9 protein-coding genes are annotated in these 12,790 nt (G+C 66.6%); 5 read left to right on the top strand and 4 right to left on the bottom strand.

Features of this window, described 5'->3' with window-relative positions:
- Positions 1 to 180 precede the first annotated feature (180 nt).
- Complete coding sequence (locus DGN21_RS04045; RefSeq protein WP_046345736.1) at positions 181 to 1,149, bottom strand: aldo/keto reductase; 969 nt, start codon at positions 1,147 to 1,149, stop codon at positions 181 to 183.
- An 869-nt stretch (positions 1,150 to 2,018) separates the two neighbouring features.
- Between DGN21_RS04045 and DGN21_RS04040 the strand changes: the two genes are divergently transcribed.
- The 4 genes from DGN21_RS04040 to DGN21_RS04025 all read left to right on the top strand — a co-directional run bounded on the left by DGN21_RS04040 (position 2,019) and on the right by DGN21_RS04025 (position 6,694).
- Complete coding sequence (locus tag DGN21_RS04040) at positions 2,019 to 3,317, top strand: nucleoside transporter C-terminal domain-containing protein (RefSeq protein WP_016903833.1); 1,299 nt, start codon at positions 2,019 to 2,021, stop codon at positions 3,315 to 3,317.
- A gap of 78 nt (positions 3,318 to 3,395) precedes the next feature.
- Positions 3,396 to 4,352 (top strand): ribokinase, encoded by a 957-nt coding sequence (locus tag DGN21_RS04035; protein ID WP_016903834.1) that lies wholly within the window; start codon positions 3,396 to 3,398, stop codon positions 4,350 to 4,352.
- A gap of 487 nt (positions 4,353 to 4,839) precedes the next feature.
- Positions 4,840 to 5,838: a tRNA dihydrouridine synthase DusB gene (gene dusB, locus DGN21_RS04030; RefSeq protein ID WP_104543344.1), complete on the top strand. Its 999-nt coding sequence runs from the start codon at positions 4,840 to 4,842 to the stop codon at positions 5,836 to 5,838.
- A gap of 28 nt (positions 5,839 to 5,866) precedes the next feature.
- On the top strand, positions 5,867 to 6,694 hold the full coding sequence (locus DGN21_RS04025) for a class I SAM-dependent methyltransferase (protein ID WP_215825128.1): 828 nt from the start codon (positions 5,867 to 5,869) through the stop codon (positions 6,692 to 6,694).
- Positions 6,695 to 6,753: 59 nt separating this feature from the next.
- Here the strand turns inward: DGN21_RS04025 and DGN21_RS04020 are convergent, their stop codons facing one another.
- Together DGN21_RS04020 and DGN21_RS04015 are read right to left on the bottom strand one after the other, a co-directional pair.
- Positions 6,754 to 7,842: a metal-dependent hydrolase gene (locus DGN21_RS04020; RefSeq protein WP_126965313.1), complete on the bottom strand. Its 1,089-nt coding sequence runs from the start codon at positions 7,840 to 7,842 to the stop codon at positions 6,754 to 6,756.
- Positions 7,843 to 8,079: 237 nt separating this feature from the next.
- A complete protein-coding gene (locus DGN21_RS04015) occupies positions 8,080 to 8,886 on the bottom strand; it encodes a UDP-2,3-diacylglucosamine diphosphatase (RefSeq protein ID WP_126965312.1) in 807 nt (268 codons plus the stop codon).
- A 448-nt stretch (positions 8,887 to 9,334) separates the two neighbouring features.
- Here DGN21_RS04015 and metK point away from each other — a divergent pair, with 448 nt between their 5' ends.
- Positions 9,335 to 10,546, top strand: coding sequence for a methionine adenosyltransferase (gene metK / locus DGN21_RS04010; protein ID WP_024938312.1), 1,212 nt, complete (start codon positions 9,335 to 9,337; stop codon positions 10,544 to 10,546).
- A 709-nt stretch (positions 10,547 to 11,255) separates the two neighbouring features.
- Here the strand turns inward: metK and DGN21_RS04005 are convergent.
- A complete protein-coding gene (locus DGN21_RS04005; RefSeq protein WP_164738854.1) occupies positions 11,256 to 12,482 on the bottom strand; it encodes a histidine-type phosphatase in 1,227 nt (408 codons plus the stop codon).
- Positions 12,483 to 12,790 lie beyond the last annotated feature (308 nt).

Here is a 12,790-nt window from a genome sequence, read left to right as displayed (position 1 = left end):
TCGGTGGTGAGGACTACGCTGGGCAAGCGCGAGGACTGAGCGGACGGCAGCACCTTGCGATGCATGGATTTGGCTGGCGTGCACGACCTGCCAGGTGCAGCCTCTTGTTCGCGTTGAGAACCAACAAACCAACGCAGCGCAGTCGACTGTCCCGCACGCATGCACCGCACAGGGCACTCCTCAGCGCGTCGCCCCCTCCACCCGTGCCCAACCGTCGGCATCGACCTGGGTCAGGGTCTCCAGCGCGCCGAGATTTTCTTCCAGCTGCGCGACCCGGCTGGCCCCCAGGATCACCGTGGACACGTGCGGGTTGCGCAGGCACCAGGCGATGGCCAGGCGTGCGGGCGACTGGCCCAGCTCGGCGGCCAACGCACAGAACGCGCGGGCGCGTTCCAGGCGGCGCGCTTCCGGTGCGCCCAGCACTTCGTCCTGCAGCCATTGATTGCCCGGCTGGCCGAGGCGGCTGTCCGCGTCCACGCCGGCGTTGTACTTACCGGTCAGCAGGCCAGAGGCCAGCGGCGACCAGATCGTGGTACCCAGCCCGCCCTCGCACAGCGGCGCGTATTCGCGCTCCAGCCGGTCGCGGTGCAGCAGGTTGTACTGCGGTTGCTCCATCGCCGGAGCGTGCAGGTGTTCCTGCCCGGCGATGCTGATGGCCTCGCGCAACTGCTCGGCGCTCCACTCGGAGGTGCCCCAGTACAACACTTTGCCCTGGCGGATCAGGGCATCCATGCTGCGCACGGTTTCGCGGATCGGCGTGTCCGGGTCGGGCCGGTGGCAGAAGTAGAGGTCCAGATAGTCCACGCGCAGGCGCTTGAGCGCGGCATGGCAGGCGTCGGTGACATGCTTGCGCGAGAGTCCGCGCTGGGTCGGACGCGGGCTGTCCACCGCGCCGAAGAACACCTTGCTCGACACGCAGTAACCATCGCGCGGCAGGCGCAGGTCGGCGATCACATCGCCCATCACTTCTTCGGCGCGGCCGCGTGCGTAGACCTCGGCGTTGTCGAAGAAATTGATGCCGTTGTCCCAGGCGGCGGCAATCAGGTTGCGCGCTTCGCTGCGCCCGATCTGCTTGCCGAAGGTGACCCAGGCCCCGAACGACAGGGCCGACAGCTGCAGCCCGGTGGACCCCAGACGACGGTATTGCATTGGCAGACTCCAACAACCTCCGCGGCGCCCTGCCCCGGATCGGCGTGCGCAGTGTAGGACGTGGTGCTGCCGGGGCGACAGGGTTGCGCGGCATCGATGCCGCTCAAGGTCCCATGCCGGCACGCGCAGGTACCACCGGTTCTATCGGTTCCGGAAAGAAGTGCGAACAGCCAGATGAGCTGCACGTTCTTCCTAGCGTCCATGCCTGGCGCGTGACGCCAGATGGATCGCTTACCGATCACAGCAGCCACGGAGTCCGCAGAGATCAACACGTGCTTGACGCATTGCTTGCCGATCAGCAGTGGCAATGCTGGAAGCGTGGTGTCGCGTCCGGGGGTGGGACCGTGTGGCGGCATGGATGCCGCCACCGAGCCTCCAGGGACGGATTCACGGCGTGTCCCGACGCCGGATGCGGCGCCGCGCCGCCGACCAACCATGCGCATGAGATCTTCAGGTTCTCAGTGCAAGCTCCGGTCTACCGAGGGCGCTTGCACGCGTACCGGCGTGGGACACGCCGCAAGTACGTCCATGTAGGCTCTGGCGCGGCATCCATGCCGCTCAAGGTCCCACCCCGCTACGCGCGCAAGTAGCACCGGTTTTCGTCGACGGCTGAAGGGAAAAGCGGCACCCGGTCGGGTGATCGCGCTTCGGGGCGAGGTCTTTGCGGGCGACGCTCGGCAGCGAATCGACGCCCCCCGATCAATGACCTTGCGCAAGCGCGGCTCGCCCGCCCGCGCGCAGGCAACTGCCCGCGCCCGCCCCGGCTCGCCTGCGGGCCAACGGGCGGGCCCTGAATGCTGCTCGCCTTGCCCACGGTCACCCCCTGCTCTAGGCTTCTCGTTTTGCCGTCAGCAGCCCCGGGGATTGGAATGGTCGAAGGTTTGGGAAGGATCGGTTTCGGCCTGTTCGGTCTGGCGGTGCTCATCGGCATCACCTGGCTGTTTTCGAGCAACCGCCGCGCGATCGACTGGAGGCTGGTCGCCACCGGTCTGGCGCTGCAGATTTCGTTCGCCGCGCTGGTGCTGCTGGTGCCGGGCGGACGCGATGTGTTCGACTCGCTGGGCAAGGGCTTCGTCAAGGTGCTGAGCTTCGTCAATGAGGGGTCCACCTTCATTTTCGGCAACCTGATGAACATCGACAGCTACGGCTTCATCTTTGCGTTCCAGGTGCTGCCCACCATCATCTTCTTCTCGGCGCTGATGGGCGTGCTCTACCACCTGGGCGTGATGCAGGTGGTGGTCCGCGCGATGGCGTGGGCAATCACCAAGGTGATGCGCGTGTCCGGTGCGGAAACCACCAGCGTGTGCGCCAGCGTGTTCATCGGCCAGACCGAAGCGCCGCTGACGGTGCGTCCGTACATCCCCAAGATGACCCAGTCCGAGCTGCTGACGATGATGATCGGCGGCATGGCGCATATCGCCGGCGGCGTGCTGGCCGCCTATGTCGGCATGCTCGGTGGTAGCGACCCCGCGCAGCAGGCGTTCTATGCCAAGCATCTGCTCGCCGCCAGCATCATGGCCGCGCCCGCCACCCTGGTGGTGGCCAAGCTGCTGGTGCCGGAAACCGGCACCCCGCTGACCCGCGGCACGGTCAAGATGGAAGTGGAAAAGACCACCAGCAACGTCATCGATGCGGCGGCAGCCGGCGCCGGCGACGGTTTGCGGCTGGCGCTCAACATCGGCGCGATGCTGCTGGCCTTCATTGCGCTGATCGCCTTGATCAACGCACCGCTGACCTGGCTGGGCGAGATCACCGGCGCCGCCGCACTGCTGGGCCGGCCGACCAACCTGTCGACGATCTTCGGGTACGTGCTGGCGCCGATCGCCTGGGTGATCGGCACCCCGTGGGTGGACGCGACCACGGTCGGTTCGCTGATCGGGCAGAAGGTGGTGATCAACGAGTTCGTCGCCTACAGCGAGCTGTCGCGTATCGTGAAGGGCGAAGTGCCGGGCGTTGGCCTGAGCGCGGAAGGTCGGCTGATTGCCACGTATGCGCTGTGCGGCTTTGCCAACTTCAGCTCGATTGCGATCCAGATCGGTGGCATCGGCGGGCTGGCACCGGAACGCCGTCACGATCTGGCCAAATTCGGCCTGCGCGCAGTGCTGGGCGGTTCGATCGCCACGTTCATGACCGCTACCATTGCCGGCGTGCTCTCGCATTTCGGTTGAGGCGGCGCGGGTTCATCGGCGTGACGGTCTAATCGCCGCACGCCACGTTTCATTCAGTCATTCAAGTCAAGGGTATTTATGAGTTCGGTCGTCGTTGTCGGGTCCTTCAATGTCGATCACGTGTGGCGCTGTGATGTCCTGCCTGCGCCGGGTGCCACCATCGCCGGTCGCTACAGCACCGGCCCGGGTGGCAAGGGCTTCAACCAGGCGGTCGCGGCCGCACGTGCCGGTGCCAGGACGCACTTCCTGTGCGCGCTGGGCGACGACGCCGGCGGCGCGCTGGCGCGCTCGCTGGCTGCGCACGACGGCTTTGCGTTGATCGCCGAGCCCAGCAATGAGCCGACCGGCACCGGCGGTATCTATGTCGACGCGCACGGCCGCAACACCATCGTGATCGGCGCCGGTGCCAACTCGGTGCTGAGCGCAGCGTTCGTGGACAACCAGCGCGCGCTCGTGGCCTCGTCCGGCGTGTTGCTGGCGCAGCTGGAATCGCCGGCGGAGACCATCGAATCGGCGCTGGCGCTGGCACGCGAATGTGGCGTGCTGACCGTGCTCAACGCCGCACCGGCCAATGCGCCGACCTCGATCGGCCTGCTCAAGCTGTCGGATGTGCTGACGCCGAACGAAACCGAATTTGCGGCCCTGCTCGGCCGCCATGTGGGCGAACGCATCAATGCCGACGATGTGGCGGCGCTGGACGGCAACACGCTGCATTCGCTGTGCCGCAAGCTGCTGCCGGGCGGTACCGTGGTGGTGACGCTGGGATCGGTGGGCGCCTTCATCTCGCATGCGGAAGAGCAGCTGCGCGGCGACACGGCCGCGCATTACCGCGTGGGCGCGGAAAGCGCGCAGACGGTGGACACCACTGGCGCTGGCGACGCCTTCAATGGCGCGCTGGTCGCCTCGCTGGCGCAGGCGCCGACTGCCAGCTTCATCACTCACGTGCGCTTTGCCACCCGCTACGCCGCGCGCTCCACCGAAGTGGAAGGCGCCGCCACCTCGATGCCGCGCATGGTGCCCGAACCGGCCGTGTGATCCGCACACTTCAAGCAAACAACGAAGGCGACCGCAGCGATGCGGTCGCCTTTTACGTTCAGGGCGTCGGCATCCCATGGGACTGCTTCGATCCGCGAACGGCATGTCGAGGCCTGTCCATCGACGGACGCCGCCAGACCCGCTGCGCCGGAGCTTCGATCTTCTTCATCGGATAGCAGTCTGGGCGGCAGGACCTGGGGTGATGCCGCGTCGGGCACTCGTACCCTCATCCGGCGCTGACGCGACACCGTCTCCCGACGGGAGAGGAGTTGGGGTGAGGGTACGGTCAGCCAGCAATCTCGCCGCTGCCCTCGCTCTACTAGCCACGCGACCCGCACAGCAACCGCACAAGACCGAAGGCCGGAACTGCTCTCCCGACTCCCGATTCCCGATTCCCGATTCCCGATTCCCGATTCCCGATTCCCGATTCCCCATTCCCCATTCCCGATTCCCGACTCCCGAATCCCCACCCAGCTACAATGCCACCATGCAGATCGGCCCCTATTCCATCGACCCGAAAGTGATCCTGGCCCCGATGGCCGGCGTCACCGACAAGCCGTTCCGGCTGCTGTGCAAGCGGCTGGGCGCCGGGCTGGCGGTGTCGGAGATGACCATCTCTGATCCACGCTTCTGGGGCACGCGCAAATCGCTGCACCGCATGGATCATGCCGGCGAGCCGGATCCGGTCAGCGTGCAGATTGCCGGCACCGAGCCGCAGCAACTGGCCGAGGCGGCGCGCTACAACGTCGACCACGGTGCGCAGCTGATCGACATCAACATGGGCTGCCCGGCCAAGAAGGTCTGCAATGCCTGGGCCGGCTCGGCGCTGATGCGCGACGAAGACCTGGTGGCACGCATCCTCAGCGCGGTGGTGCAGGCGGTGGATGTGCCGGTGACCCTGAAGATCCGCACCGGATGGGACTGCGATCACCGCAACGGCCCGACCATCGCGCGCATCGCGCAGGACTGCGGGATCGCCGCGCTGGCCGTGCACGGGCGCACCCGCGACCAGCATTACACCGGCACGGCCGAGTACGCCACGATTGCGCAGATCAAGGCGGCGCTGCAGATTCCGGTAATCGCCAATGGCGATATCGACTCGCCGCAGAAGGCGGCGCTAGTGCTGCGCGAGACCGGCGTGGATGCGGTGATGATCGGGCGTGCCGCGCAGGGGCGCCCATGGATCTTCGGCGAAGTGGCGCACTATCTGTCCACCGGCGAGCTGTTGCCGCCGCCGTCGTTGGCGTTCGTGCGCGACACCCTGCTCGGCCATCTGGAAGCGCTGCATGCGTTCTACGGGCAGCCGCAGGGCGTGCGCATCGCGCGCAAGCATCTGGGCTGGTACGCCAAGGATCACCCGCAGAGCGCCGACTTCCGTGCAGTGGTCAATCGCGCCGAAACGCCGGAAGCGCAGCTGGAACTGACCCGCGCGTATTTCGACGCCTTGATCGCCGGTGTGCCGCCAGCGTTGTCGGTTGCCGCCTGAGTTTTCCTGCGTTGTTGGAGCTGCAGCCATGACCGCACCAAGCGACACCCCGACCTATCTGCATGGGTTTTCGTCCACCGAACAGGCACGCCTGCTCAAGCAGGCGCGCCTGCTGGAAGCCACGCTGTTCAACCAGATCGACTACAGCGGCGCACGCCGGCTGCTGGAAGTAGGCAGCGGGGTGGGCGCGCAGACCGAAATCCTGCTGCGCCGCTTTCCCGACCTGCATGTCACCGGCGTGGACCTGAGCAAGGCGCAGTTGGGCGCGGCACGCGCCAATCTGGAACGGCTGGCATGGTGCCGCGAGCGCTACACGCTGCAGCAGGCCGATGCCAGCGATCTGCCGTTCGAGGCGCGTCATTTCGATGCGGCGTTCCTGTGCTGGGTGCTGGAGCATGTGCCCTCGCCTGCGCGCGTGCTCAACGAGGTGCGGCGTGTGCTGCTGCCGGGCTCGCCGGTGTATGTCACCGAGGTGATGAACGCCTCGTTCCTGCTGCATCCGTATTCGCCCAATCTGTGGCGCTACTGGATGGCCTTCAACGATTTCCAGCACGACCAGGGCGGCGACCCGTTCGTCGGCGCCAAGCTGGGCAACCTGCTGCTGGCCGGCGGCTTTCGCGATGTGCACACCGAGATCAAGACGCTGCATCTGGACAACCGCGAGCCGGGCCGGCGCAAGACCATGATCGGGTTCTGGGAAGAAGTGCTGCTGTCGGCGGCCGACCAGTTGCGCGAGGCCGGTGCGGTGAACGCAGACACCGTGGATGGCATGCGCCGCGAACTGGCGCAGGTGCACAGCGACCCGAACGCGGTGTTCTTCTACTCGTTCGTGCAGGCGCGCGCGACAGTGTATTGAGCCGGCGGGCTGCTCGGGCTTACTACGTCCGCGTTGCCGAGCGCCCCTGCCAAGCAGGCCTACCGAGCTGCCGGAGCAGGCGTGGTGGCGTGTTCCAGATCGCCGGTCAGCACCGTGCCGGCGGGCTCGTGCCAGATACGGCGCCACATCTGCGCCAGAACCTCGCCGATCTGATCGCGCGCCACCGGCGCGCGGTAGGCGGCCTGGATCTGTCGCGGCGTAATCGGCTGCCACTGCCCGTCTTGACGATGCGCCACCACGAAGTTGAAGTTGTAGTCCGGCTCCAGACCCATGCGCAGGTCGCTGAGCATCAGCTCGTCATCGACCAGGCGTGCGCGCATGAAGCCGCGATTGAACCAGGTCAACCGGCGCACCGCGTCGAAACCGGCCACCTCGCCCAGGGCCTGGGTGTTGCTGGAATAGCCGCGAAACTGCATCGGGCCCTTGTCGGCCACCAGCGAGCGTTCGCCGATCACATAACCGTTGGGCGTCATCGCCACCACGCGCCACAGCAAGGTGTTGAGCGGCATCGGCACCGAGAAGCGCGGCGCATCCTTCAAGCCGAGCGCGGCCAGCGCACGGTCCGCTTCCTGGTCGACCATGTGCTTGGCCAGCAACGACCAGCCCAGGTAGGCGGAGCTGAGCGCCAGCCCGATCACCAGCGCGTGCTGCGCGAGCGGCCGCGCGCGCGCAAACCATGCCACCGCGCAGGCCAGCAACAGCCATAGCGTGTAGGCCGGGTCGATGATGAAGACGCTCGACCACATTGCCGGATGCGGCTGCAGCGGCCACCACAGCTGGGTCCCGTAGACGGTGAAGGCATCCAGCAGCGGATGCGTGATCAAGGCCAGCTGGATCGCCCAGAACCAGCGCTTGGGCGCAGTGGCCACGCGCCCGTTGCCGTAACGGCGAAACATCCACCAGATCAGCCAGCCCAGCAACGGCAGCACGAACAGCGAATGGCTGGCGCTGCGATGCACCGTCATCAGCGTGACCGGATCGTCGGTCAGCGGCAGCAATACCAGCGCATCGAGATCGGGCAAGGTGCCCAGTGCGGCGCCGGCCAACAGGGCTGCACGGCGCTGTCCGGCCGGTGCGATGGCGGCAGCGACTGCGCCACCAAGAACGATCTGGGTCAATGAATCCATCGGCCGATGCTAGCAGGACGGGCATCGTCCAGTGCCATCACGTGCGTTCCGGCCGGCCGGCCGGCAGTCAGCCAGCAGCCGCAGTGCTCGCATCGCGCTGCGGCTCGCGGTCGAAAACGGCGCTGCAGCCGCCGTCCGCAGTCCTTGCACCAGGACAGCGAACGCTGCACGCCGCGCACGTCCGATGGCACATACCGGCAGCTGCGGTCTGCCGGCAGCTGCTGCGCCTGGCCAACCTCACGCCGCGCGCTGCTGCGCGGCATGAGGTTGCGGCGCCAGCTCGGCCAGCACGTCGCCGTGATGGTTGACCAGTTGCAGTGCGCCGGACTGTGTCTCGCGCAGCGCCGTCAGGCTCTCCACCCAGTCGCCGGTATTGGCGTAGAGATGGCCGGCCTGCATGCGCAGTGCGGCGCGATGGATGTGCCCGCAGACGATGCCATCCAGATCGCGGCGCACCACATCGGCCAGGCCGGCCGCCACGAAGCGGCCGATGTAGCGCTCGGCCGCACCGCTGCGGCGCTTGAGAAACTCGGCCAGCGACCAGTAGCGCATGCCCAGGCGCCGCCGCAGACGATTGGTCAGCTGATTGCCGGTGAGGATGCGGTAATAGAGCCAGTCGCCAAATCGTTCCTGCAAGCCGCCGAAATGGGTTTGCGCGTCGTAATCGTCGCCGTGGGTGACCAGCAGCCGGCGCCCGTCCAGCAAGGTGTGGACGCTGCGTCGGCGCACCTGCATGGCCGGCATTACCAGACCACAGAAGCGGCGGATGGCACGGTCGTGGTTGCCGGGCACGTAGATGATCTCGGTGCCGCGCCTGGCCTGCGCATGCAGGGCGGCGATCACCTGCTGATGCGCCGCATCCCAGACCGCGCGCCGCTGCGACATCCACCACAGGTCGATGATGTCGCCGACCAGATACAGGGTCTGGCAACGCTGGCGGCCGATGAACGCGGCGATCTCGGCGGCATGGCAGTGCCGCGAGCCCGGGTGCAGGTCGGACAGGAACAGGGCGCGGACGGGAGGATGCAATGTGGACACGTGCATGCGGACATCTCCAGGGCAAAAAATGTCGGCCGCGATCGGGCGCTGCGCAGGCAGGCTGCGTGCGCCGCCCGCAGGCATCGGCAGCGCGCTGACACAGATGCGCCCCGCAGCAAGCCGCGGCGTAGCACTGCAATCGGACGCGCGCATCCCGGCGCGTGGTCGCCATGGCAGCCATGCGCCCCTCGCCCCGGCACGCTGTCCGACGATATGGCTCATTCCCCTCCAGCGGCGTGGCTGCACGCAGCCATGCCGCCAGGCACGCGCGCATGCTGACAGTTCAGTACGACCGCTGCATGGCAAGCTGACGACACCCGGATGACCGTGCAAACCCCCGCCACGACACGGGTTTAACGCCACAGCGGGCTGTTCAGGCGCACAATGCACAGGGTTGTCGGACGGTGTATCATCCGCACCCATCTTTTCATCCGAATTAAGGGATATAAGCCTGATGTCCAGCTACCTGTTCACCTCCGAATCGGTCTCCGAAGGCCATCCGGACAAGATCGCCGACCAGATCTCCGACGCAGTGCTGGATGCCATCCTGGCCCAGGACAAGCGCGCCCGCGTGGCGTGCGAGACGATGGTCAAGACGGGCGTGGCGATCGTTGCCGGCGAAGTGACCACCAGTGCCTGGATCGACCTGGAAGCGCTGACCCGCAAGGTCATTCTGGACATCGGCTACAACAGCTCCGACGTCGGCTTCGACGGCGAGACCTGTGGCGTGCTCAACCTGATCGGCAAGCAGTCGCCGGACATCAACCAGGGCGTGGATCGCAAGAACCCGGAACAGCAGGGCGCCGGCGACCAGGGCCTGATGTTCGGCTACGCGACCAACGAGACCGACAGCCACATGCCGGCCGCGATCCATCTGGCGCACCGCCTGGTCGAGCAGCAGGCCAAGATCCGCAAGAAGAAGAACTCGGCGCTGTCGTGGCTGCGTCCGGATGCCAAGTCGCAGGTCACCCTGCGCTACGAAGACGGCGTTGCGACCGCGATCGACGCGGTGGTGCTGTCGACCCAGCACGATCCTGGCATCAAGCAGAAGGATCTGGTCGAGGCCGTGCGCGAGGAAATCCTCAAGCCGGTGCTGCCGGCCAAGTGGCTGCACAAGGGCACCAAGTTCCACATCAACCCGACCGGCAAGTTCGTGATCGGCGGGCCGGTGGGCGATTGCGGCCTGACCGGTCGCAAGATCATCGTCGACACCTACGGCGGCTGGGCGCGTCACGGTGGCGGTGCGTTCTCCGGCAAGGATCCGTCCAAGGTCGATCGCTCGGCAGCCTACGCCGCGCGCTATGTGGCCAAGAACGTGGTGGCTGCCGGCCTGGCCGACCGTTGCGAAGTGCAGGTCTCCTACGCCATCGGCGTGGCCGAGCCGACCTCGATTTCGGTCACCACCTTCGGCACCGGCAAGATCGCCGACGAGCAGATCGAAAAGCTGATCCGCAAGCACTTCGACCTGCGTCCGTTCGGCATCATCCAGATGCTCGACCTGATCCACCCGATGTATCAGCAGACTGCGTCCTACGGTCACTTCGGCCGCAAGCCGAAGGACTTCTCCTACACCGACGCAACCGGCGCGCAGCACACCGCCACCGCGTTCTCGTGGGAAAAGACCGACCGCGCCGATGCCCTGCGCGCCGACGCCAAGCTGAAGTAAGCCAGCTGCTCCTGCGGGAGCGAATATAGTGAATTGCACATGGGCCGCTGATGCGGCCCATGTGCATTTTGGTGGAGTGGATGCGTCCAACGGAGCACCACGGATGGATTCACTGCGTGTCCGGTTTTTTGATGCAGCCACCGCGTGGCGACGAATCTCCGTGTTGGACGTCTAGTGGGGTTGTGCGAATGCTCCGGTCACTGATGCTTTGTTACTGAGGGCTTCGGCCACTGAAGGCGCTTGCACGCGTAGTGTCTGCCGATCAGCAGCAGCAACGCTGAGAACGTGGTGTAGCGTCCGGGGGCGGGACTGTGTGGCGGCATGGATGCCGCCACCGACCCTCCATGGACGGATTCACGGCGTGTCCCGACGCCGGGTGCGCCGCCGCGCTGCCGACCGACTCCGCACATCGATCGATCTTGCGCACGACATCTGGCGTTTTCATGCGACTGCTTCGGTCTACTGCGGGCGCTTGCACGCGTACCGGTGTGGGACACGCCGCAAGTACGTCCATGTAGGCTCTGGCGCGGCGTCCATGCCGCTCAAGGTCCCACACCGGTACGCGCGCAAGCACCACCGATCATCGTCGGCAACTGAGAGAAAAGCGGCCTTCGGTTGGCTGGTCGTGGCCTGGATCTTGTTCCATCGGTTCCATGCGGATGCTTCGATGAGCTGAAGGTGCCTGCACATCGCAGCCCCGGCATTGCGTTCAAGGCTCACGTTGCAACTGTTGCTCCAACGCCTGAGCGAACGCCTTCAACGGGCACGCCATGCGTTGCTCGCCCGTGCATAGACCCAAGGCCAGTTCCTGCTGCAACGGCGGGTGCGCTAGATCCAATGGCGCCAGCGTCCGCAGTTGATCCAGCGATTGCGCAAGATAGCGCGCACGCACCACCTGCTGCCCATTCGGTTCGCGCCATAGCTCCAGCAGCAACGCGCCGCCCGGCGGCGGATCGTCGGCGCCGTAGCCGGGGAGATGAAAGTGCACGCCCAGCAAACCGCTCAAGGCAGCGATATGCGTATCGCTGCCAACGAAGACCGAGACCTTTGGCGCCTGCATATCGCCGAAGCGCTGCAGCACTTCGCGCGCCAGCGGTGCGCCCGAACGTGAGGCCATGTAATGCGGGCGCGCGTAGATGTCGAACAACAAGGCGTGCAGGCGCGAGACCTGCGCCAGCCGCTCGGGTGTGGCGCGGCCCCAGCCGACCTGCGATAGCGGCAGGCCTTCGGCGTATTGCAGCAGCAACACCTCGCCGGTGCCGGAGGTCAGGTCAATCGGCCCACCCAGGGCCAGGCCGCGCCCGTTGGCCGACGGTGCCAGCGTGGACGGCATCTGCGCGAAGTCGCAGGGGGTGCGCGTGCAACCCAGGATCTGCTGCATTGCCTGCAACTCGGCTGCGTGCCCTCGCAGCAATGCGGCGGGGCCACCGGTTTGCCTTTCGATCGCCGCAACCGCCGCCGTGCCATCGAACGGCACCGCGCCGGCTTCGATCGGGCGGAACAACGGATCGTTGCTGCCGGCCGGGCGATGTCCGGCGACGATCCCGCAGCCCGGTGCCAGCGCCTCGGCCAGCAAGGCGCCGCTGTCGATGGTGCGCTGATCGGTATTGGCCCAGACCGAGACGCTGCCTGCTGCCGGGCACCCGCTACTCCGCAGCACGCCCTGCTGCGCCAGCCACTGGCGCAGATAGTCGCCGCTCAACTGCACGCCGATGCGCCCGTGTGGCGTCAGCAGGCTGGCCGGTGTGGACCATTGCGGCCACGGCGCATCGGCATAGTGCGCTGCGGCGGCTTCGCCCTGCAGCGGTGCGCGCACGCCGTGCCGGAAGACAGCCACCACGCGTTCCAGTTGTGCGGTCTGCGCGATTGCGGACGGCCCGGACGGACGCGGCGTGCAGCCGATCAGCAGCAGCGCGCCGAGTGCGAGTGCCGGCATCCGCCATCGTAGCCGCAGTGCTGTCGTCGAACGTTGCCTGACGCCTGCGTGCAACGGCGCATTGATCCCGCACGACGGCAACGACGCGATCCCCATCGCGTCGCTGCCGTCATCGCCTGCGGGCGTCTGTTCACCGCCCTGCCCCATTTTCTTCGCTTGCCTGGAACCCATACCTGTCAGTCATCCCGTTGTTCATCGCGGAATTTACCGGGCCAATGTGCAAGGCAGACGACACCTGGCGGAACTTATCCAACATGTCCGGGTAGCCACCACGCGGCGATAAATGCCCGGAAGCGGTCGCACGGTTG

This window comes from Xanthomonas sp. MLO165, assembly GCF_018831305.1.
Classification (GTDB): Bacteria; Pseudomonadota; Gammaproteobacteria; order Xanthomonadales; family Xanthomonadaceae; genus Xanthomonas; species Xanthomonas arboricola.
Note: the sequence above shows the minus strand (reverse complement) of the source record. Positions and strands in the feature narration are given on the sequence as shown.

Excerpts from the sequence above, each read along its gene's own strand:
- DGN21_RS04035 (WP_016903834.1), top strand. The coding sequence starts at position 3,396 with ATGAGTTCGGTCGTCGTTGTCGGGTCCTTCAATGTCGATCACGTGTGG.
- DGN21_RS04025 (WP_215825128.1), top strand. The coding sequence starts at position 5,867 with ATGACCGCACCAAGCGACACCCCGACCTATCTGCATGGGTTTTCGTCC.
- dusB (WP_104543344.1), top strand. The coding sequence starts at position 4,840 with ATGCAGATCGGCCCCTATTCCATCGACCCGAAAGTGATCCTGGCCCCG.
- metK (WP_024938312.1), top strand. The coding sequence starts at position 9,335 with ATGTCCAGCTACCTGTTCACCTCCGAATCGGTCTCCGAAGGCCATCCG.
- DGN21_RS04015 (WP_126965312.1), bottom strand. The coding sequence starts at position 8,886 with ATGCACGTGTCCACATTGCATCCTCCCGTCCGCGCCCTGTTCCTGTCC.
- DGN21_RS04045 (WP_046345736.1), bottom strand. The coding sequence starts at position 1,149 with ATGCAATACCGTCGTCTGGGGTCCACCGGGCTGCAGCTGTCGGCCCTG.
- DGN21_RS04005 (WP_164738854.1), bottom strand. The coding sequence starts at position 12,482 with ATGCCGGCACTCGCACTCGGCGCGCTGCTGCTGATCGGCTGCACGCCG.
- DGN21_RS04020 (WP_126965313.1), bottom strand. The coding sequence starts at position 7,842 with ATGGATTCATTGACCCAGATCGTTCTTGGTGGCGCAGTCGCTGCCGCC.
- DGN21_RS04040 (WP_016903833.1), top strand. The coding sequence starts at position 2,019 with ATGGTCGAAGGTTTGGGAAGGATCGGTTTCGGCCTGTTCGGTCTGGCG.